This window comes from Erwinia papayae (genome assembly GCF_058241465.1).
This window is the reverse complement of the sequence record NZ_JBZCHT010000013.1, coordinates 336,564-359,452: the sequence shown is the minus strand read 5'-3', so window position 1 is coordinate 359,452 and position 22,889 is coordinate 336,564. Positions and strand designations below refer to the sequence as shown.

The following is a 22,889-nucleotide window of genomic DNA, read 5'->3' as shown; positions in this document are numbered from 1 at the left end:
ATGACGACATGTTCGGGTCTCTCAAATGCTTACAACATGCAGCGTGACTCTGTCGGAGTAACGAACGAGCAAGGTCGTGGCAAGGCGTCAGCGCGCAGCAGGGCGGAGTGGACTGATGTCCATGAGCACTGCAAGCACTGCATAACGCGGCCATGACGACGCGCAGTCGTTACGAAACCAGAAGAAAGGACGCCTGTGGGTTGTGAGGTTAAGTGACTAAGCGTACACGGTGGATGCCCTGGCAGTCAGAGGCGATGAAGGGCGTGCTAATCTGCGATAAGCGTCGGTAAGGTGATATGAACCGCGATACCCGACGATACCCGAATGGGGAAACCCGGTGCACTCAGTGCATCATTGCAGCATGAATACATAGTGCTGCAAGGCGAACCGGGGGAACTGAAACATCTAAGTACCCCGAGGAAAAGAAATCAACCGAGATTCCCCCAGTAGCGGCGAGCGAACGGGGAGGAGCCCGGAACCATCATCGGCTTGTGCATCAGTGGAAGCGTCTGGAAAGTCGCAGGATACAGGGTGATACTCCCGTACACGAAGAGGCACAGGTCGTGAGTTCGAAGAGTAGGGCGGGACACGTGGTATCCTGTCTGAATATGGGGGGACCATCCTCCAAGGCTAAATACTCCTGACTGACCGATAGTGAACCAGTACCGTGAGGGAAAGGCGAAAAGAACCCCGGCGAGGGGAGTGAAACAGAACCTGAAACCGTGTACGTACAAGCAGTGGGAGCACCTTCGTGGTGTGACTGCGTACCTTTTGTATAATGGGTCAGCGACTTGTATTCTGTAGCAAGGTTAACCGTATAGGGGAGCCGAAGGGAAACCGAGTCTTAACCGGGCGTTAAGTTGCAGGGTACAGACCCGAAACCCGGTGATCTAGCCATGGGCAGGTTGAAGGTTGGGTAACACTAACTGGAGGACCGAACCGACTGATGTTGAAAAATCAGCGGATGACCTGTGGCTGGGGGTGAAAGGCCAATCAAACCGGGAGATAGCTGGTTCTCCCCGAAAGCTATTTAGGTAGCGCCTCGTGAACTCATCTCCGGGGGTAGAGCACTGTTTCGGCCAGGGGGCCATCCCGGCTTACCGATCCGATGCAAACTGCGAATACCGGAGAATGTTATCACGGGAGACACACGGCGGGTGCTAACGTCCGTCGTGAAGAGGGAAACAACCCAGACCGCCAGCTAAGGTCCCAAAGTCATGGTTAAGTGGGAAACGATGTGGGAAGGCCCAGACAGCCAGGATGTTGGCTTAGAAGCAGCCATCATTTAAAGAAAGCGTAATAGCTCACTGGTCGAGTCGGCCTGCGCGGAAGATGTAACGGGGCTAAACCATGCACCGAAGCTGCGGCAGCGGCGCGCAAGCGTTGTTGGGTAGGGGAGCGTTCTGTAAGCCTGCGAAGGTGGCCTGTGAGGGCTGCTGGAGGTATCAGAAGTGCGAATGCTGACATAAGTAACGATAAAGCGGGTGAAAAGCCCGCTCGCCGGAAGACCAAGGGTTCCTGTACAACGTTAATCGGGGCAGGGTGAGTCGACCCCTAAGGCGAGGCCGAAAGGCGTAGTCGATGGGAAACGGGTTAATATTCCCGTACTTGGTGTTGCTGCGAAGGGGGGACGGAGAAGGCTGTGTCAGCCGGGCGACGGTCGTCCCGGTTTAAGCGTGTAGGCTGGTTTTCCAGGCAAATCCGGAAAATCAAGGCTGAGGCGTGATGACGAGGCACCACGGTGCTGAAGTGACAGATGCCCTGCTTCCAGGAAAAGCCTCTAAGCATCAGGCAACACGAAATCGTACCCGAAACCGACACAGGTGGTCAGGTAGAGAATACCAAGGCGCTTGAGAGAACCCGGGTGAAGGAACTAGGCAAAATGGTGCCGTAACTTCGGGAGAAGGCACGCTGGCGCGTAGGTGGAGGGACTTGCTCCCCGAGCCGAGGCCAGTCGAAGATACCAGCTGGCTGCAACTGTTTATTAAAAACACAGCACTGTGCAAACACGAAAGTGGACGTATACGGTGTGACGCCTGCCCGGTGCCGGAAGGTTAATTGATGGGGTTATGGGTAACCAGAAGCTCCTGATCGAAGCCCCGGTAAACGGCGGCCGTAACTATAACGGTCCTAAGGTAGCGAAATTCCTTGTCGGGTAAGTTCCGACCTGCACGAATGGCGTAATGATGGCCAGGCTGTCTCCACCCGGGACTCAGTGAAATTGAACTCGCTGTGAAGATGCAGTGTACCCGCGGCAAGACGGAAAGACCCCGTGAACCTTTACTACAGCTTGACACTGAACGCTGAGCCTTGATGTGCAGGATAGGTGGGAGGCTTTGAAGCGTGGACGCCAGTCTGCGCGGAGCCATCCTTGAAATACCACCCTTTAACGTTTGGCGTTCTAACCTTGCGCCGTGATCCGGCGCGGGGACAGTGTCTGGTGGGTAGTTTGACTGGGGCGGTCTCCTCCCAAAGCGTAACGGAGGAGCACGAAGGTTGGCTAATCCTGGTCGGACATCAGGAGGTTAGTGCAATGGCATAAGCCAGCTTGACTGCGAGCGTGACGGCGCGAGCAGGTGCGAAAGCAGGTCATAGTGATCCGGTGGTTCTGAATGGAAGGGCCATCGCTCAACGGATAAAAGGTACTCCGGGGATAACAGGCTGATACCGCCCAAGAGTTCATATCGACGGCGGTGTTTGGCACCTCGATGTCGGCTCATCACATCCTGGGGCTGAAGCAGGTCCCAAGGGTACGGCTGTTCGCCGTTTAAAGTGGTACGCGAGCTGGGTTTAGAACGTCGTGAGACAGTTCGGTCCCTATCTGCCGTGGGCGCTGGAGAATTGAGGGGGTTTGCTCCCAGTACGAGAGGACCGGAGTGAACGCACCGCTGGTGTTCGGGTTGTCACGCCAGTGGCACTGCCCGGTAGCTAAGTGCGGAAAAGATAAGCGCTGAAAGCATCTAAGCGCGAAACTTGCCCCGAGATGAGTTCTCCCTGTGGCTTTAAGCCACCCGAAGGGACGTTGAAGACGACGACGTTGATAGGCCGGATGTGTAAGCGCAGCGATGCGTTGAGCTGACCGGTACTAATGACCCGAGAGGCTTAACCTTACAACGCCAGAGGCGTTCTGTTGAGAGACAGTGAATAATTTTCAGCTTGTGACGGATAAGTAATTTGCAGGGAACGTGAGATTTTGTGCTGAGAGAAGGCGGCAGGCGAAGGAAAGGAAAGAGCATACATAAGTATGCGACTGACTTTACGAGCGCAGGCAACGCGGTATCAGGGCAAAAGAAGCGTTTTGTGCACCAAGATTTGCCTGGCGGCCGTAGCGCGGTGGTCCCACCTGACCCCATGCCGAACTCAGAAGTGAAACGCCGTAGCGCCGATGGTAGTGTGGGGTCTCCCCATGCGAGAGTAGGGAACTGCCAGGCATCATATTAAGACCAGCTTTCTGGCAAACCTTATCAGCGGAAGATAAGGGCGAACTACCTGATTACAATGGACTGCCCTGCTGTTGTGAATAGCAGAAGTAGTATTTAAAACGGTTAACGCACTTTCACGTTAATTGTTCATAACAAAGTGCTGATATGGCTCAGTTGGTAGAGCGCACCCTTGGTAAGGGTGAGGTCCCCAGTTCGACTCTGGGTATCAGCACCACTTAGTATGGCACTGAGTTCATTAAAAGAATTTGCCTGGCGGCTGTAGCGCGGTGGTCCCACCTGACCCCATGCCGAACTCAGAAGTGAAACGCCGTAGCGCCGATGGTAGTGTGGGGTCTCCCCATGCGAGAGTAGGGAACTGCCAGGCATCATAAAAGAAGATAAGGGCTGATAAGTTCTTAACTTCAACACTTTTCAGGTGACATGAAAGGTATAAGTAATACCTGATATCAGAAGCAACATTCTGAATTCAGTACAGAATCGGTGGAGCGGTAGTTCAGTTGGTTAGAATACCTGCCTGTCACGCAGGGGGTCGCGGGTTCGAGCCCCGTCCGTTCCGCCACTTTATACAAGCCCTGAGCATATTTGCTCAGGGCTTTTTTGTTATCATCACTTTTTTCATAATCCAACCTGAAGCGTTGATTAGTACCAGTAAATTTGTCTTAATTTGCAAATGTTTACCTGGTTTTTCGCGCTTATCAGCAAGCCCGGATTGAAAGTCGGCTGCAAAGCCCCTATAACTGAATGACAGTGTGACTGACACCCTAAGAAAAAAGCCAGGCGGTAAAGTGCGAAAAAAAACTTATGCCATGCGATATGTAGCAGGACAGCCAGCAGAGCGTATTTTTCCGCCTGGCTCCATGCTTCACGTCGGCAAGGCATTACCTCCCGGTACACCACTTACAACTCAATCTTCGCTACGTGTACTGGTATGGAATATTTTCAAGCAACAGCGTGCTGACTGGCTCTCGGTGCTGCAGAACTTTGGTAAAGATGCCCATCTGGTTTTATTGCAGGAAGCACAGACAACCCCTGAGCTGGTACGTTTTGCCACAACTCACTATCTTGCTGCCGATCAGGTGCCCGCTTTCGTCCTGCCTCAGCATCCATCAGGTGTAATGACTCTCGCTGCTGCACATCCCGTATATTGCTGCCCCTTACGTGAACGTGAGCCGCTATTAAGACTGGCAAAATCGGCACTGGTTACGGCTTATCCTTTACCAGACGGTCAGATGCTGATGGTGGTGAATATTCACGCGGTCAACTTTAGCCTGGGTATAGATGTCTACAGCAAACAGTTAGGCCCGATTGGGGAGCAGATTATCCACCATCAGGGACCGGTGATTATGGCCGGGGATTTTAATGCCTGGAGCCGTCAACGTATCAATGCGTTGTATACGTTTGCGCGTGATATGGGGTTGGATGAAGTCAGTTTTAGTGATGACCATCGGCGCAGGGCGTTTGGTCGTCCTCTCGACTTTGTATTTTATCGCAGGATGAAAGTGTTACAGGCATCCGTACTTATAACCCGTGCTTCTGACCATAACCCGTTACTGGTTGAATTCGATTCAGGCACAGCCGCCGCCACTGATGAATGCCCCGATTAACGGTCAATGCTGCCCATTTCAACGCCAGTCAACGACTCTTATGGTAGCTGACCAGCTTCACGGGAGGTGGTTTTGCGTTGGCAATAAAAAAGCCAGTCAGGTGACTGGCTTTTTAATGACTGTAGAAATTGATTAGCTGTCTGGTGAAGCGCTGTTGTTAACGTACAGTGTCAGATTATCTCCGGGTCGAAGATTCGCCACGTCGCCATTGTTCCAGCGCATAACGTCCTTCATATTAACCCCGTGTCGCTTTGCGATGCTGGCCAGAGAATCACCCCTACGGACTTTATAGGTGATGCTGTTGCCATTATCTGCCAGCTTACTGGCATTACTACTGCCACTGTAGCTTAAGGTCTGCCCTGGCTTAATATTACTGCCGCGCAGATTATTAGCCCGCTGCAATTCGCTAACCGGGACGTTCAGCCGCTTCGCAATTCCGGACAAGGTATCACCGTTACGAACCTTGTATGAGCTTGCAGTCGTGCTGTTACTGGCTAATGCGCCAGGCTGAACTGCGGCAATATCCCCTGTTGCCAGTGAGTTACGCAGCTGCGCAACGTTGGACTTCGGTACCATAATGTACTGAGGGCCACCATCAGGCGCTGTCTTACCGCGTTTGTACCCTGCGTTGAAACTTTTCAACTTAGTCAGCGACATACCCGACATTTCTGCTGCCTGAGTCAACTCCATCTGCTGTCCCACTTCTACTCTTGCCAGGGCGCGAGATTCATTAGGTTCAGGCAGGCGTACGCCGTAGCGCTTGTTGTTCTTCAGGATCTCTCCCAGAGCGAACATTTTGGGTACATAGACTGTCGTTTCACGTGGTAACGACAGATGCCAAAAATCCGTTGGTTTACCCCTGGCTTTATTGGCTTTTATCGCCTTCAGAACACGTCCTTCACCACTGTTATAGGCGGCGATGGTCAGTAGCCAGTCCCCGTCAAACATGCCGTTCAGGCGTTCCATCATATCCAACGCAACTTTGGTCGATGCAACCACATCGCGACGACCGTCATACCACTGGTTCTGTTTCAAACCATAGTTACGCCCCGTTTGCGGCACTATCTGCCAGATGCCAGCGGCATTGGCAGCAGAGGTGGCATGGGGGTCAAAAGCGCTCTCCACTATGGGTAGTAGTACTAGTTCCATCGGCATCTTACGTTGCTTAATCTCCTCGACTATCCAGTACATATACGGCTCTGCCCGTAAAGTTACATCGTGGAGATAGCTCTTGTTACTTAAATATTTTTGTTTTTGTTCGCGTATCCGGGGGTTATCCGGAACCTTCATCTTCAGCTCGTTGCTAATGAAATCCCACAGATGCTGTTGCTGCGCAAGGTTGGTTCCATCATCCTGCCAGCGCGGCGACAAAAAGCGATCTGCGTTTTTACTCGTTTCACTTTGACTTGCCGAAGACAAACTCTGTGCATGCTGTTCAGGGGGTTAACGTCATGTCCTGACGCCTGGCAACCCACCAGCAAGACCGAGGCGATAATTATCGCTGTAGCCTTCATGTGTTTGTCGTAGTTAGCTTAAAAGACGAGCAACTATACGTGGTCAGTTTGCGCAACACAACCCGAAAATCAAAAATGGTCTTTCTTCTGACGTAACGTTGCAAATACTTGCCATAGTTGTGATGGAGATGTTTCGTAACCAATTATTCTTTGTAATTCAATTTCATGCGTTCTGAGGAAAATATTTATTTTTCGCTCAAACGCCAGATTTGTGGGGAGTGAAATGCCGTTTTTCGCACGTAACTCCTTAATTTTATGATGATAGCGCTCAATCTCAACATCATGCGGCAAAAGGCTCCGACAAAACTCCAGATTCGATAACGTATACTCGTGAGCGCAACAGATCAGCGTTTCCGCTGGCAGTGAGTTAATCTTCTGAAAAGATTCATACATTTTTTGTGGTGTGCCTTCAAATAGTTTGCCACAGCCTGCGGAAAACATCGTATCACCACAAAAAAGGTAAGGAAAACTGAAATATGAGATATGTCCTAAAGTATGACCTGGGGTATACAGGACACTGAATTCCATTCCCAGAACAGTCACTTTCTCCCCCTCAGACACCACCTGGGTTACCCCTTTGCCCAGCGCTTCAGCAGGACCATAAACCACCAGCTGCGGATATTTCTCGACCAGCTTTTGCACCCCTCCGGTGTGGTCATGATGATGGTGAGTGAGAAGAATCGCGACTGGCTGCCAGTGATTTTTTGTCATGGCGTCCAATACCGGTTCTGCTTCACCAGGATCGACAATCAGGCAGTCACCCCGATCGTCATTCAACAGCCAGATGTAGTTATCCTGAAGAGCGGGAATACTGTTAAGATTCATCATCGCCTCTGTAAACGGTCGCAATGGAAAGAAGATGGTAAAGCATGAAGCCAGCTAAAACACGCCGGATTCGTCATGTGCCTCAGTGCTGGGCCGGAATCCCATGGGGAGAGTTTTACCGTGATGCGCTCACCCGGCATCTGGAGACATCCTTAAGTAAAATCTACGGTTATCATCTGCTGAAGATAGGACATCTCAGTGCGGAGATCGACACCCGGCACTGCGATATCTCCCATCAGGTCAATGTCGGCACCAGTGGCAGCGATCTGCATGTAATCGCTGAACCGGGTAGTCTGCCGTTCGCCTCCAAATCCGTGGACGCCTGCCTGCTTGCCCATTGTCTGGCGTGGAGCGACGATCCGCATCGCGTTCTGCGTGAAGTGGATCGGGTGTTGATTGACGATGGCTGGATGATTATCAGCGGTTTCAATCCTTTCAGTTTACTGGGTACAGGCAAGTTGATCCCGGGGCTTAACCGACGCATACCGTGGAACAGCAGAATGTTTACTCCCATGCGTTTGATGGACTGGTTGAGCCTGCTCAACTATGAAGTGACTGAACACACCCGTTTTCAGGTCTTGCCCTGGAATCGTCAGGGCGGCAGAGTGATCAGCACACATTTTCCGGCGCTGGGCTGCCTGAATATTATTATGGCACGCAAAAGGACTTTCCCGTTGACCATCAATCCGGCCAGAAAAGCTGCCGCAAAAAGAAGACTGGCCTCGGCGGTTGGCGCTACACGTCAGTTTCGGGCAGGTTATCGCCGTCAGGATTCTGACTGATAGCCGGTATCCTGCTGGGAAGGGCTGCCGGCAGCGGATCGCGCCAGCTCGTCACAACGTTCATTTTCTTCATGACCGGCGTGGCCCTTTACCCACTGCCACTCTATCTGATGATGACTTAACGCAGCATCAAGGCGTTGCCACAGGTCAACGTTCTTGACCGGTTTTTTATCGGTTGTTTTCCAGCCACGTTTTTTCCAGTTATGGATCCAACTGGTTATCCCCTGTCTGACGTACTGACTGTCAGTACTGAGCACCACTTTGCAGGGTTGCGTCAGCCCCTCCAGTGCCACAATCGCCGCCATCAGCTCCATGCGATTATTGGTGGTCAGATAGTATCCGGCGCTGAACGTTTTCTCGTGTTTGCCATAACGCAGAATTGCGCCATACCCCCCGGGGCCGGGATTGCCAAGGCAAGAACCATCGGTGAAAATTTCTACCTGCTTAAGCATCTCTGGTAGACTCCCTGCTGAAAAATGCCAAGTCTGACATAAACGGGTCCTATGAGCACAGTAAATACCACGCGGCAAATCGTTCTTGATACGGAAACCACCGGTATGAATATGATCGGGGTGCACTATGAAGGGCATCGCATCATTGAAATCGGTGCCGTTGAGGTGGTGAACCGCCGTCTGACCGGTAATAACTTCCATATTTATCTGAAGCCGGATCGGCTGGTCGATCCTGAAGCCTTTGGTGTTCACGGCATTGCCGATGAATTTCTTGCCGATAAACCCACCTTTGCAGAAATTGCTGACGATTTTATTGCTTACATCAGCGGGGCTGAACTGGTTATCCATAATGCTTCGTTTGATATCGGCTTTATCGACTATGAATTTGCCAAACTTGCCCGCAATATCGCCGGCACGGAAACCTTTTGCCAGGTCACAGACAGTCTGGCGATGGCGCGCAAGATGTTCCCCGGCAAGCGTAACAGCCTTGATGCGCTCTGCTCACGTTATGAAATAGACAACAGCAAGCGCACCCTGCACGGCGCTCTTCTTGATGCCGAAATTCTGGCTGAAGTTTATCTGACGATGACCGGTGGACAGACGTCACTGACCTTTTCAATGGAAGGCGAGCGTCAGCAGCAGAGCGGAGGAGATACCATTCACCGTATTACACGACCGCTTGCAGGGCTGCGGGTAGTGGAAGCAACCGCAGAAGAAATGGCGGCGCATGAATCCCGTCTGGATCTGGTGATGAAGAAGGGCGGAAGTTGCCTCTGGCGGACATAATCCCCATAAATCAGGCGGTAAGGCGAAAAAATATGCATTCGCGCTTAAAGCCGTAGAAAAAGCATTGACGAAGTGAGGACCCCACCGTAATATTCGCCCCGTTCCGCAAGGAACTGAGCGCGGAGCGGTAGTTCAGTTGGTTAGAATACCTGCCTGTCACGCAGGGGGTCGCGGGTTCGAGCCCCGTCCGTTCCGCCAAAATTCAGAAAGCCTGATTCAGTAGTGAATCAGGCTTTCGTCGTTTCAGTCTCAGCAACGCCTTACGACGATCTCAGTGGGCTTTGCTTACTGGCAAAATCCTGCGCGGCTGCCACGCGCTCATTGCGCGCAATCCAGCGGTAGCAACCGGCTGACAGCGCCGCGCCAATAAACCAGCTGAAGTTAGCGACGGCATGTAGCGACGGTATAAAGCTAATCACCAGCCCGACAAATACCGACGGCACCAGCGCGGCAATCGCTTTCGGGTTGAACCCACCGCGATACCAGTAACGCCCTTTCGGCGTATCATCAAACAGATCATCTACCGCAATCTGACCGCGTTTGATCAGATAGAAATCGCACAGCAGAATGCCAAACAACGGGCCAATAAACGCACCCAGCACATCCAGCGTGTAGTGGATTAATTCGGGAGACTGGAACAGATTCCACGGCGTCAACAGCACGGAGCCGACGGCGGCGATCATCCCGCCGGTGCGGAAGCTGATTTTTTGCGGTGAACAGTTTGAAAAGTCAAAGGCCGGAGAGACGAAATTGGCCACGATATTAATGCCAATGGTTGCGGTAATCATCGTCAGCAGGCCGATGGCAACCGCCAGGTCGCTACCCACCCGGCTGACGGTTTCAATAGGATCGGTGATCATCCTGCCGAACAGTGACTGTGTACCGGAAACAATCACCACGGTGACCACCGAAAACAGCAGAAAGTTAAACGGCAGTCCCCAGCGATTCCCCCGACGGATTTCCCCCATGCTTTTGCCATATCGGGAAAAGTCGCCAAAGTTGAGCAACGGGCCGGAAAAATAAGAGACGACCAGCGCCGTTGCGGTGATCATCTCCCATGCCTGTTGACCTTTACTCAATTGCTTGCTGGTCAGCGTCAGCGAAATGCCGTCAAAGCCGGTCTTGTACACAATCCACCCGGCCAGGGCCAGCATCACCACATACACTGCCGGGCCTACCACGTCGATAAACCGTTTGATCGCGCTCATCCCATGCCAGAAAACCAGCGCCTGAGCGAACCACATGATGCCAAAGCAAATCCAGCCCAGCTGCGACAGTCCCAGCCAGGAAGTCTGGGTCATCGCTGCCAGTGACGGCCAGAATTTCAGTGAAACCAGCATCAGCGCATTGGCCGCCAGATAAGTCTGGATACCATACCAGGCAAAGGCAATCAGGCCACGGATCACTGCCGGGATATTGGCGCCGAACACGCCAAAGGCCTGACGGGAAACAACCGCATAGGGTACTCCGGCCATCTGGCTGGGTCTGGCGACCAGGTTGGCGCAAATCTGCACGATACAGATGCCCGCCAGCAGGCACAGCAGCACCTGCCAGCTGGCCAGACCCAGCGTAAAGAAGCTGGCTGCGACCACATAGCCGCCCATGCTGTGTACATCCGACATCCAGAACGAAAAGATGTTGTACCAGTTCCAGTTTTGATCGCGGGTTGGGGCGAGATCATCGTTGCACAGTCGTGGGCTGTAGCGGGCGTTGACGCTGTCTGACGCCGGGGGTGAAACATGCTGAATGTCTGGCATGAAACCTGCTCCTGTAAATTCAACTCGAAACGTAATGGATGGAGGATGTATTGCAGGATCCAGGCCAGAATGTTTTTTCATGTATACAAAAGTAAAGAAAAGTGTGTACGATTTTCTTTAAATAAGATGTTTAGCGGAGTAGGGAATGAAGAGTGAAACTGGCCTGATCGCGGCCTCTGACCTGACCGACAAGGACGAACCCATCTATCAGGCGCTACTGACGGCGATAGTTGAACAGCAATTACCGCCGGGTAGCAAACTGCCGGAAGAACCCCTTGCTGAGATTTTTGGTATCAGCCGTACCGGCATCCGTAAAGTGCTGCAACGCCTTGCTGCGGTGCAGATGATCGTGCTGACGCCCAAACGTGGTGCACAGGTCGCCACGCCGTCAGTAGAAGAGGCACAGGATATTTTCCGTACCAGGGCCTTAATTGAATGTGCCAATCTGCCTGCGGTGCTGGCGCGCTGTCAGTCCACGCATCTGGCGGCGCTGGAAAAACTAATCCGTCTTTAGCAGCAGGCGCATCAGGATCACCATGGTCCGGCGGCCATTCGCCACTCTGCGGCTTTCCACGTCCAGTTACAGGCGATTGGGGGCAACGCTGTGCTGACTGAAATGGTGATGCGACTGGCGCAACGTTCATCGCTGGTGGTTGCTGCATATGGTGCGCCCTGGCAGCAGGGCTGCCGCTGCGATGACCATGACCAGCTGATAAAGTTGATCAGAAAAAAAAATCCGCAACCACTGGCTGACGCAATGCGGCAACATTTTTCGCATATCGTAGCCAGTCTGCGCTTTGAGCGTGGCGGAGAAACGCTGCCGGACTTTGCCAGATTGTTTGCCGGATTTACGCCGAAAACAGGAGGTAAACCATGATGGCCGGGCAGATTATCCAGGTGATTAATCCGAATACCAGCCTGGCGATGACGCAGACCATTGCCCAGGCCGCGCGGGCTGTAGCCGCGCCCGGTACTGAAATCCTCGCCGTTTGCCCGACTGACGGCGTCCCCTCGATTGAGGGGCATTTTGATGAGGCCATTGCGGCCATCGGCGTGCTGGAACAGGTGAAGGCCGGGCGCGAGCAGGGGGTTTCCGGTCATGTCATCGCCTGCTTCGGCGATCCGGGCCTGCTGGCGGCGCGTGAACTGGCCCGGGGGCCGGTGGTGGGCATTGCTGAAGCGGCGATGCACATGGCAACAATGGTCGCCACACGTTTTTCGGTGGTGACCACCCTGCCGAGAACGGTGATTGTTGCACGACATTTGCTAAGACAGTATGGCTTTGAGCATCATTGCGCTGCGCTGCACGCTATCGATCTGCCGGTGCTGGCACTGGAAGACAGCAGCGGGCTGGCACAGGAAAAAGTGCGGGAATACTGTATACAGGCAAAACGTCAGGATGGCAGTGGAGCCATCGTTCTTGGCTGTGGAGGGATGGCCATGCTTGCCCGCGAGCTGACCAAAGAGCTGGCTATTCCGGTGATCGATGGCGTTGGGGCTGCCGTTAAAATGGTGGAATCACTGGTGACGCTGGGGCTGTCAACCAGCAAGCACGGCGATCTGGACTATCCTGTGCAGAAAATACTATCGGGCCAGTTTGAACGTCTGAACTGAGTAAGAGCAATCAAGCTGATAACAGGATGCTGACGATGAGCAATGACGTAGAAAAAAAAGAGTACAGCTTTAATAAAAATTATCCTCGTGACCTGACAGGCTACGCCGGTAAGCCGCCTCATGCCGCCTGGCCGGGCAGCGCGAAGATTGCCGTACAGTTTGTGCTTAATTACGAAGAGGGCGCAGAAAACAACGTATTGCATGGCGATGCCGGATCCGAGCAGTTTTTATCCGATATTATTGGTGCCGCCAGCTATCCGGAGCGTCACATGTCGATGGATTCACTGTATGAATATGGTTCCCGTGCCGGGTTCTGGCGTATTCATCAGGAGTTTCAGAAGCGTGGACTGCCGCTGACGGTCTTTGGCGTTGCGATGGCGCTGGCTCGCCACCCGGAAATCGTCGCGGCAATAAAAGAGGCAGACTACGACGTGGTAAGCCACGGCTGGCGCTGGATCCACTACCAGGCAATGGATGCCCGGACTGAACGCCAGCATATGCAACTGGCGGTGGATACGCTGACCGACCTGTTCGGCAAAGCGCCGACCGGCTGGTACACCGGCCGGGACAGCCCTAACACCCGCAGGCTGGTGGTGGAGCAGGGCGGATTTAGCTATGACAGCGACTACTATGGCGACGACCTGCCATTCTGGACCCAGGTAACCTGTCAGGATGGGTCGGTTAAGCCGCATTTGATTATCCCTTACACGCTGGAAACCAACGATATGCGCTTTGCCACGCCGCAGGGGTTCAATACCGCAGAGCAGTTTTATACCTATCTGAAAGACAGCTTTGATGTGTTGTATGCTGAGGGCGAAACGGCACCAAAAATGATGTCGATAGGGATGCACTGTCGGCTGTTGGGCAGGCCCGGTCGTTTTCGGGCGCTACAGCGTTTCCTTGATTATATCCAGCAACATGATGCGGTGTGGATCTGCACCCGCCAGCAGATTGCGGAGCACTGGATCGCCACCCATCCGGCCGGATGAAGCAAAGATAACTGCTTTTCTGCGGGCTGTTTTTGCCAGTAAACAGCCCGTCAGACTTAACGGACTTTGTCGGCTGAGTAGTGCGATTTTTTTTTAAATAAACGTACGCCGGACGGGTTCTGTAAAACACCTGCGGTTTTCAATTGAACTGGATTAACGGGAAATTTATTTAATTTCACCGGGTTTAAATATATACCCACGACCAGACTCTCCAGAGAAAGTAAGCGTTGTTTTAACGACCTGCCCTGAAGTAAATTAAAAAAATCATCTGCCTTACCGGCATGTGATCTGATTATTTTTTTGTAAAATACTCTCGCTGCAATCATTGATTATCATCTTATGCAATTTACTGATATAAAAATAAAATTTCGTTGTTTTTATTTTTCTTCATCTCACTGCGCCAGTATGCAAGTGTATTATCAGTTAAGGCATAAAATCAGGGAGGCCATAATGGAATTCATTAACTGGCAATTTGTCGACAAGGTTGTCTATATTAATTTTAATAAAAGATCGGACAGAAATCAGGCGATGCAGGAAGAGCTGAAGTCTGTGGATGTTCCGCAGGATAAAATTATTCGCTTTGAAGCTATTGAAGAGAGGAATGGTGGCATCGGCTGTACCTTATCGCATGCCGCTGTGCTGGAAATGGCACAGCATGCTCGCTGGAGAAACGTGCTGGTTCTTGAAGATGATATGACGTTTTATCATGACGAGGAATCGTGCCGCAGACTGAATCAATTTTTTTTGAATTTGCAGGAAACCGAATGGGATGTTGCGCTCCTTTCTGCCAGCTATTTAATCATTCACCAGGTTCTGCCTGAATTTTACAGCGTTAAACACGCTCACCTGGCAAACAGTTATCTGGTTAATTATCACTATTACGCCCGACTTATGCACAATTTCTGGCAGTCTGCTGCAATGCAAAAAGCGGGAGTTCCCTATGGGGAATCGAGTCTGGATACGCACTGGATGGTGCTGATGGCTGTTGATCGCTGGTACGGTGTTTATCCCTGTACGGGTTATCAGCGGCCGGGAATGAGTGATATCGAACGCCGTTTTATCAACAGAATTGAGTATTTCAACCGCCATATTGATGACATAAGGAAGTATGGCTCCTGTTGAACAGCCTCTGTTATTCGGATTTCATTAAGCCGGGATTCGTCTGGCTGCTGTAATACCTGAACATTCCCGTCGTGCGACGGGAATATTTATCAGCCCGGTGGTGGCAAACGTTCAGCTCATCAGACTGACCTGTGCCGCGACGATCCGCCAGCCACAGGGTAATTTCACCCAGGTCTGCTGCTGGCGACCGATTCTGTCGCTGCCTTCACGAGTGAACTCAGTACTGCACACCGCATAATCATCGCCGAAGGTGGTGATCACCGTGTTGCGTAGCTGACGGTCCAGTCCCTGCGGCGATCGGGCGTTGCGAAAGTCGCGGATCTGAGCAATCCCGTAAAGATTTTCCCCGGCACCCAGCCGGACGGTGCGCTCATCATGCCAGAACAGCTCGTCCAGCACGGCGGTGTTATTACCGATCAGCGCCTCTTCATAGCGCCAGAAAGCAGCGGTGACTTCAGCGAGGATGGCCGGACGATCAATATGTTCAGTTTTCATCATCATGTTCTCAGATTAGCAGGCAGGGCCGCGACGATACCCATCTGTTCCAGGGCCCATGCCGCACGCAGACAGGCATTTTCCTGAAAGGGGGCCGCAATCAGTTGCAGGCCAATCGGCAGGCCGCTGGCGGTCAGAAGCGGCACGGTGGTGACCGCCAGCCCCAGGAAAGAGATCGGCTGAGTCAGCATCCCCATGCTGGCGCGGATTGGCAAATCTGTACCATTGATGTGCATGGTTTGCTGGCCGATAGTGGTGGCACTCGACGGCGTGGCCGGGGCAATCAGCACGTCGAACTGCTCAAACAGCGGCAGTACCTGCTGGCGGAAATAGTGACGAAAACGCTGCGCCTGGACATACCACGCGGAGGGCACCATTGCTCCGGCGAGCAAACGCTCACGCGAAAAAGGCTCGAAGCGTTCCGGGCTGTGACGCAGCGCGGGCAGATAGTGGTTGCCGCCTTCTGCGGCGGTGATGATAAAAGCAGCGCTGCGTGCCAGCTCAGCCTCTGGCAGGGTCACCTCATCTTCTGCCTTCAGCGCTTTAGCGACGGTTGCCACCGCCGCGCGGGCATCCTCCGTACACCAGCTGTGGAAATAGCCACCCAGCACGCCACACCGTAATCCGTCGAGCCCCTGCTCCAGCGTCGAAGCGACGGGTTGCAGGTCTTTTTCTGCCTGGAAACTGTCGCTGGGATCGGCTCCCTGGAGCGCGTCATACACCAGCGCGAGGTCATTCACCGAGCGGGCAAATGGCCCGATATGATCGAGGCTGGCGACAAAGGGATGACTGCCGCTGCGCGACAGGCGACCGAAGGTCGGTTTCAGGCCGAAAATCCCGCACAAAGAGGCAGGTACACGAATCGAACCGTTGGTATCGCTGCCAAGCGAGAAGTGCACCAGACCGGCGGCCACGGCGGCGGCGGAGCCACCGGACGATCCCCCGGCAACCCTGGTGAGATCGCGTGGATTGCGGGTGGCACCATAGTGACTGTTTTCAGTGGTGAAACCGTAAGCGTAGGCATCCATATTCAGCATCCCGCTGAGCAGCGCACCGGCCTGCGTCAGTTGCTGAACGGCAAAACTGTCTTCGTGCGCCGCCTGGCGATCCTGAAACAGACTGGCCCCGGCCAGCGTCGGATGTCCGGCGACGTCAAAAAGATTTTTGACCGCATAAGGGATAGCGGCCAGCGCGGGCAGCGGCTGCCCGGTTTTGCGCAGATAATCGACGCTATCCGCTTCCTGCAACATGCGTTGCTGACTGATATGCGTCCAGGCGTTAATCGCCGGATTGTGCTGTTCAATCTCTGCCAGCGTCTGCTGTGCTATCTCCCGCGCACTTAATTCGCCGGAAACCAGCGCGTGCTTCAGCCCGGCAATGGTAAAAGAGGCAAGATTCATGCTTTATATACCCCTGCCACTTCCAGCCGGTCATCAAGGGGGAAAGCCATCAGCGGGTCGGCCATCGCCGCAATACGGCTGAACTGGATCAACAGCTCTGCACGACGTTGATCGTCCAGCGGAACGTCAAGCACCTGCTCCATTTGTGCCAGATAGCTTGCCCAGTCGGGCGAACGTTGCATCATTTTTCTCTCCTGTTAAAAACCGCTGGCACTGCCGTTACTACGAGGGTCGGCAGCGCCTTCCAGCATACCGTTAGTGTGTCGGACAATGGCACCGTCATGACCGACGGCTTCACTGAAGTCAGGCAGTGCCTCAACCTCATGACCCAGCGCGCGCAGCTGTTGAAAGACGTCGGCTGAGAAACGACCTTCCAGTTTTAGCGACTCGGAAGATTGCCCCCAGGTGCGACCAAGCAGCCAGCGCGGTGCGCTGATGCTTTGTTGCAACGGCATCCCCAGCACCACATGGCGGATAAAAATGGCGGCCTGGGTTTGCGGCTGGCCGTCGCCGCCCATTGAACCGTAGACCAGAGTACGGCCATCGTGCAGCCGTGCGGCGGCGGGGTTGAGGGTATGGAACGGCTGCCTGCCCGGTGCCAGCGCCAGCAGATGCCGGGGATCGAGGCTGAAGGCCGCGCCGCGATTCTGCCAGGTGATGCCGGTATCCGGGATCACCACCCCGCTGCCAAATTCGTGATAGATGCTTTGAATAAATGACACCGCCAGCCCGCTGCTGTCCATCACCCCCATCCACACCGTATCACCAGGACCTTTGCCGCTTCCCCACGGGGCAGCTCGTTGATCGTCGATTCCGGCCGCCAGATCGGCCAGCAGGCCGGAATTTAACAACGACTGCATCTGTTCCGACATATGGCGTGGATCGGTGATGTAGCGATCGCGCAGGCCAAAGGCCAGTTTGGTGGCCTCAACAATGCGGTGAATCGTCTGGACTTCGTCGGCTTCTGCCATCTGCAACGCGTCGGTCATCCCCAGTATTGCCAGCGATACCAGGCCCTGGGTCGGGGGCGTCAGGTTGAAAATTTCACCATACTGATGGCGGATGCGCAGCGGCGTACGGCGCTGCGCCTGATGCTGATGAAGATCCTCAAGGGTTATCGGCATACCCAGCAGGGACATCTCTTTTGCCAGCTTGTCGGCCACGGTGCCACGGTAGAAGCTGTCCAGACCTTCTTCGCTGAGGATACTGAGGGTGTGAGCCAGCTGCGGCTGGGTGAAACGGCTGCCGGCAACCGGCAGTTCGCCATCCGGTAAAAAGGTGTCGGCAAAACCAGGCTGGCTGGCCAGCTCAGCATACTTGGCGCGGGTGGCATCGGCCTGCGACCGGGTGACCGGAATGCCGTCTGCGGCGTAACGAATGGCATCAGCCAGCAGGCGTGAAACCGGCAGGGAAGGACTGCCCCATTCCTGCGATATCGTTAAAGCTTCCGCCCAGCCGCTGACGGTGCCGGCGACGGTCAGCGCCGCCTGTGGGCCGCGGTGGGGGATAGCGGCTGCGCCCTGATAAAAAGCGATATTGGCCAGCGAACCCGCCGCACCGCTGGCATCGATGGCAATCGGCTCACCCTGAGGCGGCACAATCAGCCAGAAACCATCGCCACCCAGCCCGTTCATATGCGGATAAACCACCGCGACAGTGGCAGCAGCGGCGACCATTGCTTCAATCGCATTCCCGCCTTCACGCAGCACGGCCACCGCACTCTCACTGGCCAGATGATGAGGCGTCACGGCCATGCCAAGCGGGGCGATATTACTCTGGATCATTACATTCTCATTTTTTGGGTGACAGAACATAGTCAGAAGCAAGAGCTGTTCCAGTTTGCCGCTGGCCGGGCAAATGGGCGATAAATAATCGCGGCCAGCGGGCAACGCTGTTCTCTGTCGGCAGCGGGGAATGAAATAATTTTTTCAGCAGGCACGGTATTTGTATAGGCTATGTTCCCTGACACGAAAGTTACAAAGGTCATACGCCATGAAGCAGCTTGATGAACGTCTGAAAAGCCACTATCCACAACTCTCGCCCCAGGAGCAGCGGGTGGCAGACTTTGTTTTCGACCACTTCGACGATTTGATCAGCTACAACAGCGCAGAGCTGGCGAGGCTCAGCAACGTATCCAAGGCCACGGTGAGCCGTCTGTTCAAGCGCCTTGGCTATGAAAAATACAAAGACATGCGCGACGAGTTACGTACCCTGCGCCAGAGCGGCATGCCGCTGACAGATAACCGGGATGCGGTGCAGGGTAATACGCTGCTGGCGCGGCACTACAAGCAGGAAATGGCTAATCTCACCCAGTGGGTAAACAGTCTGGATGCCGGACAGTTTGGTGAAGTGGTGCAGCAGATGGCGGGGTGTCGGCGTATATTTATCATCGGCATGCGCAACTCCTGGCCGCTGGCGCTGCACTTACGTCAGCAGTTGCTTCAGGCCCGTGGCGGGGTAGTGCTGCTGCCGCAGCCCGGTCAGACGCTGTCAGAAGAGCTGGTGGATATGACTCCCGAAGATATGGTGGTGGTGATGGCCTATCGCCGCCGTCCACGCATTATCAAACCGCTATTGCAGCAGCTGCACAGCCGTGCCATTCCGACGCTGGTGATTTGCGAACCGCAAGCCCAGGCACTGATTGCCCTGACCCGCTGGCAGCTTTGCGCTCCGCTGGACAGCGTGTCTGCCTTTGACAGCTATGCCGCCGCTAACAGCCTGATCAATCTGCTGGCTAATGCGCTGTTGCATGAACTGCTCAGCGTGGGACGTCAGCGCATTCATCAGATAGCCGAGCTGTACCAGCACCTTGATGAGCTGGAACAGCGCTGATGGGGCGCCGTTTTGGTGCTTTGCTTTGTTTTGGTGCAAAAAAAATAACCCTCTCTGGCTTCAGCATGGCGTGGAATTTCCGCCGTGGTGAAAACCTCACTGCAATCGGTTGCGTTGCCGTCAGTCTGCTGTAAAACAGCTAAACATCTGGTTTTTTGTCTGTTTTCTCATTATCCCTGATACCGTCACCTTTCCTCGGTAATACGGCCAGAACTATTTTGTGGTGCGTATTCGTGGCTGGCACATTAGTTGCAAATGGCTTTATCAAGAATCTTTTGTTTCATGATCGCTTAACCGGGGAAAACAGAATGAAAAAAGTATTACTGGCAGTAGTGGGTGCAGCGCTGATGTTAACTCAGGTGACACATGCGGTAGCGGATCAGCTACAGGATATTGAAAAGCGTGGGGTTATTCGTATCGCCGTGCCGCAGGACTTTCCACCTTTTGGCTCTGTCGGAACGGATCTCCAACCGCAGGGCTACGACATTGACATGGCGAAGTACCTGGCGAAACAGATGAAACTTAAGTTGCAGCTGGTGCCGGTCACCAGTGCTAACCGCGTCCCCTACCTGCAAACTGACAAAGTGGATCTGGTGATTTCCAGCCTGGGTAAAAACCCGGAGCGTGAGAAAGTCATCGCCTTCAGCCGCGCCTATGCACCGTTCTTCCTTGGTGTGTTTGGTCCAAAAGATGCCCAACTGAAAGATGCCGCCGCCCTGAGTGGCAAATCCATTGGCGTGACGCGTGGCGCAGTGGAAGATATGGTGCTGACCAGCGTTGCGCCGAAAGATGCTGAGGTGAAACGTTATGAAGACAATAACACCACCCTGTCTGCGTACCTCTCCGGCCAGGTGCAGTATGTCGCTACCGGTAACCTGGTGGTGGCGGCTATCTCCCGCCAGAACGCGGATAAAGCGCCTGTTGCCAAATTTATGCTGAAGGATTCCCCGTGCTTTATTGGTCTGCGCAAAGATGAACCCGCGCTGAAAGCGAAAGTGGATGCACTGATTGAGCAGGCCATCAAAGATAAAACGCTGAATGGCCTGTCCGAACAGTGGTTGAAAGCGCCATTACCGGCCGATCTCGGCGCGTAAGGAGAGCTGATGACCGGACAACTCAACTTTCCTGCACTCTGGCCGTACTGGCCGGAGTTACTGGCCGGGCTGTGGGTGACCATTCAGCTGACCGTGCTGGCTACCCTCGGCGGTGTGTCGTTGGGGATTCTGGGTGCGGCCCTGCGCAGCGGCCGACCTTCGCTGGCGGGGCGTCTGTGGGGCTGCTACGTTGAGCTGATCCGCAACACGCCCTTTGTGGTGCAGCTGTTCTTTATTGTGTTTGGCCTGCCCAACCTGGGACTCAAACTGACCGCGGGTGAAGCAGCGCTGTTAGCGATGTTGATTAACCTCGGTGCGTACAGCACCGAGATCATCCGCGCCGGGATTCAGGTGACGCCAAAAGGCCAGTGGGAAGCCGGGCGCGTGCTTGGCCTGACCCGCAGCCAGACGTTTCTGCGCGTGGTGTTGCCCCCCTCGCTGCAACGTATTTATCCGGCGCTGGTCAGCCAGTGCATTATTGTGATGCTTGGCTCATCGGTGGTTTCGCAGGTCTCCTATGAAGAACTGACCTTTGCCGCCAACCTGATCAAGTCACGCACCTTTTTAAGCTTTGAAGTTTATCTGGTAACCACCTTTATCTACCTCGCGTTGTCGGTGGTGATGCGGCAACTGCTGCTGGCAGCCGGACGCAAATGGTTAGGAGGCGCGGCAGCATGACGACCTTTACCGACTGGGACATCCTGCGCAATCTGCTGCTGGCCGCACGCTGGACGCTGTTGCTGTCGCTGGCCGCTTTCTTTGGCGGTACCCTGGTGGCGATGCCGCTGGTGATGGTCCGGCTTACCCGGCGTCGCTGGCCGAACCGGCTGATCCGGGGTTACATCGAACTGTTTCAGGGAACGCCCCTGCTGATGCAGCTGTTCCTGGCCTTTTTTGGCGTGGCGCTGTTTGGCATTGATGTTTCTCCGTGGACCGCCGCGTCGCTGGCGCTGACGTTTTACACCAGTGCGTTTCTGGTGGACATCTGGTTCGGCAGCGTTAAAGCCCTGCCGAAAGGGCAGTGGGAAGCCTGCCGTTGCCTGGGGCTGAATTTTGGTCAGACCCTGTGGCGCATGGTGCTGCCACAGGCGTTGCGTATTGCCATCGCACCGACGGTGGGTTTTGCGGTGCAGGTGGTGAAAGGCACCGCGCTGGCGTCGATTATCGGCTTTGTCGAGCTGACCAAGGCGGGCACCATTCTCAATAACGTCACTTATCAACCTTTTAAAGTTTTCGGGCTGGTGGCGCTGGGCTACTTCCTGATCTGTTATCCGCTGTCCCGCTACAGCCAGTACCTGGAGAAGAAATTCAATGCCGCTCATCACCATTAATCAGGTGCAGAAATACTACGGTGACAACCACGTACTGAAGGGCGTGGATCTGGATATTGATATGGGTGAAGTGATCTCGATCATTGGCCGCAGCGGTTCTGGCAAAAGTACTCTGCTGCGCTGCATCAACGGTCTAGAGGGTTACCAGGAAGGCAGCATCAAACTGGGCGGTATGACCATTACCGACCGCGATTCCCAGGCGCGTGAAATCAGCCGCTCTGTGGGTATGGTGTTCCAGAACTTCAACCTGTTCCCCCATATGACCGCGCTGGAAAACGTCATGCTGGCACCACGGCGGGTGCTGAAAAAGAAAGAAGCAGAATGCCGTGCGCTGGCAAAACAGATGCTGGAAAAGGTCGGGCTGGGCGAGCGAATTGACTACTACCCCTCCAGCCTTTCCGGCGGTCAGCAGCAGCGCGTGGCGATTGCCAGGGCGCTGGCGATGTCTCCGAAGGTGTTGCTATGTGATGAGATCACCTCGGCGCTCGATCCGGAGCTGGTTGGCGAAGTGCTGAAAGTGCTGGAGCAGCTGGCGAAAGAAGGCATGACGCTGATCCTGGTTACCCATGAAATGAATTTCGCCCGTGAAGTGGGCGACCGCGTGGTGTTTATGCACCAGGGGCGGGTGTGGGAACAGGGCGACAGTAAAACGGTGTTCGCCAGCCCGCAAACCCCGGAGCTGAAACAGTTTATCTCGTCGGTGCGCGGTCTCGGCTGAGCGCATCAGATTATCAGGAGCCTGCCCCGCCAGCTGGGTCGTTACCCGTCCGGCCCGGCAGCGCTCATCATCTTCCCTGTTCCCTGCGGTCGGCTGGCGGGTTGCCAGCAATACTGCTTACCGGAACAGGT

The 22,889-nt window shown here is 54.3% G+C and carries 20 protein-coding genes, 3 tRNA genes, 3 rRNA genes and 2 pseudogenes; 19 read left to right on the top strand and 9 right to left on the bottom strand.

Annotated features, from left to right (window positions below):
• The first annotated feature begins 206 nt into the window (after window positions 1–206).
• The 6 genes from AC3RPL_RS17870 (at window position 207) to AC3RPL_RS17845 (ending at window position 5,047) form a co-directional block, all read left to right on the top strand.
• Window positions 207–3,110, top strand: a 23S ribosomal RNA gene (locus tag AC3RPL_RS17870).
• 205 nt (window positions 3,111–3,315) lie between these two features.
• Window positions 3,316–3,431 (top strand): 5S ribosomal RNA (gene rrf / locus AC3RPL_RS17865).
• Window positions 3,432–3,581: 150 nt separating this feature from the next.
• Window positions 3,582–3,657 (top strand) — tRNA-Thr (locus AC3RPL_RS17860).
• A 34-nt stretch (window positions 3,658–3,691) separates the two neighbouring features.
• A 5S ribosomal RNA gene (rrf, locus tag AC3RPL_RS17855) occupies window positions 3,692–3,807 on the top strand.
• A gap of 118 nt (window positions 3,808–3,925) precedes the next feature.
• Window positions 3,926–4,002: transfer RNA gene (locus AC3RPL_RS17850), tRNA-Asp, on the top strand.
• Window positions 4,003–4,228: 226 nt separating this feature from the next.
• The gene (locus AC3RPL_RS17845) at window positions 4,229–5,047 is read left to right on the top strand and encodes an endonuclease/exonuclease/phosphatase family protein (protein ID WP_490741022.1); all 819 of its coding nucleotides are present in this window, start codon (window positions 4,229–4,231) and stop codon (window positions 5,045–5,047) included.
• A 132-nt stretch (window positions 5,048–5,179) separates the two neighbouring features.
• Here AC3RPL_RS17845 and mltD read toward each other — a convergent pair.
• Window positions 5,180–6,561, bottom strand: a pseudogene (gene mltD, locus AC3RPL_RS17840) (murein transglycosylase D).
• Window positions 6,562–6,630: 69 nt separating this feature from the next.
• On the bottom strand, window positions 6,631–7,386 hold the full coding sequence (gloB, locus tag AC3RPL_RS17835; protein WP_490741021.1) for a hydroxyacylglutathione hydrolase: 756 nt from the start codon (window positions 7,384–7,386) through the stop codon (window positions 6,631–6,633).
• A 44-nt stretch (window positions 7,387–7,430) separates the two neighbouring features.
• Here gloB and AC3RPL_RS17830 point away from each other — a divergent pair, with 44 nt between their 5' ends.
• On the top strand, window positions 7,431–8,168 hold the full coding sequence (locus AC3RPL_RS17830) for a methyltransferase domain-containing protein (protein ID WP_490741020.1): 738 nt from the start codon (window positions 7,431–7,433) through the stop codon (window positions 8,166–8,168).
• Here AC3RPL_RS17830 and rnhA read toward each other — a convergent pair.
• Window positions 8,153–8,620 (bottom strand): ribonuclease HI, encoded by a 468-nt coding sequence (gene rnhA / locus AC3RPL_RS17825; RefSeq protein ID WP_490741019.1) that lies wholly within the window; start codon window positions 8,618–8,620, stop codon window positions 8,153–8,155. The two genes, AC3RPL_RS17830 and rnhA, sit on opposite strands and share 16 nt — an antisense overlap.
• Before the next feature lie 51 nt (window positions 8,621–8,671).
• Between rnhA and dnaQ the strand changes: the two genes are divergently transcribed.
• Both dnaQ and AC3RPL_RS17815 read left to right on the top strand, forming a co-directional pair.
• Complete coding sequence (gene dnaQ / locus AC3RPL_RS17820) at window positions 8,672–9,406, top strand: DNA polymerase III subunit epsilon (RefSeq protein WP_490741018.1); 735 nt, start codon at window positions 8,672–8,674, stop codon at window positions 9,404–9,406.
• 121 nt (window positions 9,407–9,527) lie between these two features.
• Window positions 9,528–9,604: transfer RNA gene (locus tag AC3RPL_RS17815), tRNA-Asp, on the top strand.
• Window positions 9,605–9,666: 62 nt separating this feature from the next.
• Here AC3RPL_RS17815 and AC3RPL_RS17810 read toward each other — a convergent pair.
• The gene (locus tag AC3RPL_RS17810) at window positions 9,667–11,163 is read right to left on the bottom strand and encodes an NCS1 family nucleobase:cation symporter-1 (protein ID WP_490741017.1); all 1,497 of its coding nucleotides are present in this window, start codon (window positions 11,161–11,163) and stop codon (window positions 9,667–9,669) included.
• Between the two features lie 145 nt (window positions 11,164–11,308).
• Here AC3RPL_RS17810 and AC3RPL_RS17805 point away from each other — a divergent pair.
• From AC3RPL_RS17805 to puuE, 3 genes and pseudogenes are all read left to right on the top strand, one after another.
• A pseudogene (locus AC3RPL_RS17805) lies at window positions 11,309–12,040 on the top strand (GntR family transcriptional regulator).
• Window positions 12,040–12,777, top strand: a complete 738-nt coding sequence (gene hpxA, locus AC3RPL_RS17800; RefSeq protein ID WP_490742081.1) for an allantoin racemase — start codon at window positions 12,040–12,042, stop codon at window positions 12,775–12,777. The pseudogene AC3RPL_RS17805 and the gene hpxA overlap by 1 nt, the downstream one beginning before the upstream one ends.
• 35 nt (window positions 12,778–12,812) lie before the next feature.
• Entirely contained in the window at window positions 12,813–13,766 is a 954-nt protein-coding gene (puuE, locus tag AC3RPL_RS17795; RefSeq protein ID WP_034933922.1) for an allantoinase PuuE, read from the top strand.
• A gap of 56 nt (window positions 13,767–13,822) precedes the next feature.
• Here puuE and AC3RPL_RS17790 read toward each other — a convergent pair whose 3' ends face one another.
• A complete protein-coding gene (locus AC3RPL_RS17790; protein ID WP_490741016.1) occupies window positions 13,823–14,092 on the bottom strand; it encodes a hypothetical protein in 270 nt (89 codons plus the stop codon).
• 124 nt (window positions 14,093–14,216) lie between these two features.
• On the opposite strand from AC3RPL_RS17790, the gene AC3RPL_RS17785 reads away from it, so the two are divergent.
• Window positions 14,217–14,888, top strand: a complete 672-nt coding sequence (locus tag AC3RPL_RS17785; RefSeq protein WP_490741015.1) for a glycosyltransferase family 25 protein — start codon at window positions 14,217–14,219, stop codon at window positions 14,886–14,888.
• Window positions 14,889–14,999: 111 nt separating this feature from the next.
• Here AC3RPL_RS17785 and hpxZ read toward each other — a convergent pair whose 3' ends face one another.
• Genes hpxZ through AC3RPL_RS17765 form a run of 4 tightly spaced genes read right to left on the bottom strand, consistent with a single transcriptional unit; the run spans window position 15,000 to window position 18,567 of the window.
• A complete protein-coding gene (hpxZ, locus tag AC3RPL_RS17780) occupies window positions 15,000–15,383 on the bottom strand; it encodes an oxalurate catabolism protein HpxZ (RefSeq protein WP_490741014.1) in 384 nt (127 codons plus the stop codon).
• A gap of 2 nt (window positions 15,384–15,385) precedes the next feature.
• Window positions 15,386–16,783, bottom strand: coding sequence for an AtzE family amidohydrolase (locus AC3RPL_RS17775; protein ID WP_490741013.1), 1,398 nt, complete (start codon window positions 16,781–16,783; stop codon window positions 15,386–15,388).
• A complete protein-coding gene (gene hpxX / locus AC3RPL_RS17770) occupies window positions 16,780–16,968 on the bottom strand; it encodes an oxalurate catabolism protein HpxX (protein WP_034933917.1) in 189 nt (62 codons plus the stop codon). Before hpxX ends, AC3RPL_RS17775 begins: the two co-directional genes overlap by 4 nt.
• 12 nt (window positions 16,969–16,980) lie before the next feature.
• Entirely contained in the window at window positions 16,981–18,567 is a 1,587-nt protein-coding gene (locus AC3RPL_RS17765) for a gamma-glutamyltransferase family protein (RefSeq protein ID WP_490741012.1), read from the bottom strand.
• Between the two features lie 208 nt (window positions 18,568–18,775).
• On the opposite strand from AC3RPL_RS17765, the gene hpxU reads away from it, so the two are divergent.
• From hpxU to AC3RPL_RS17735, 6 genes are all read left to right on the top strand, one after another.
• Window positions 18,776–19,615 carry a MurR/RpiR family transcriptional regulator HpxU gene (gene hpxU / locus AC3RPL_RS17760; RefSeq protein WP_490741011.1) on the top strand — a complete coding sequence of 280 codons (840 nt, stop codon included), beginning with the start codon at window positions 18,776–18,778 and terminating at the stop codon, window positions 19,613–19,615.
• Complete coding sequence (locus tag AC3RPL_RS17755) at window positions 19,615–19,749, top strand: hypothetical protein (RefSeq protein ID WP_490741010.1); 135 nt, start codon at window positions 19,615–19,617, stop codon at window positions 19,747–19,749. The genes hpxU and AC3RPL_RS17755 overlap by 1 nt, the downstream gene beginning before the upstream one ends.
• Window positions 19,750–19,923: 174 nt before the next feature.
• Entirely contained in the window at window positions 19,924–20,709 is a 786-nt protein-coding gene (locus AC3RPL_RS17750) for a transporter substrate-binding domain-containing protein (RefSeq protein WP_034933913.1), read from the top strand.
• 9 nt (window positions 20,710–20,718) lie between these two features.
• Window positions 20,719–21,387, top strand: coding sequence for an amino acid ABC transporter permease (locus AC3RPL_RS17745; protein WP_490741009.1), 669 nt, complete (start codon window positions 20,719–20,721; stop codon window positions 21,385–21,387).
• Complete coding sequence (locus AC3RPL_RS17740; RefSeq protein WP_490741008.1) at window positions 21,384–22,040, top strand: amino acid ABC transporter permease; 657 nt, start codon at window positions 21,384–21,386, stop codon at window positions 22,038–22,040. The genes AC3RPL_RS17745 and AC3RPL_RS17740 overlap by 4 nt, the downstream gene beginning before the upstream one ends.
• The gene (locus AC3RPL_RS17735) at window positions 22,021–22,758 is read left to right on the top strand and encodes an amino acid ABC transporter ATP-binding protein (protein WP_034933907.1); all 738 of its coding nucleotides are present in this window, start codon (window positions 22,021–22,023) and stop codon (window positions 22,756–22,758) included. Before AC3RPL_RS17740 ends, AC3RPL_RS17735 begins: the two co-directional genes overlap by 20 nt.
• Window positions 22,759–22,889: the final 131 nt, after the last annotated feature.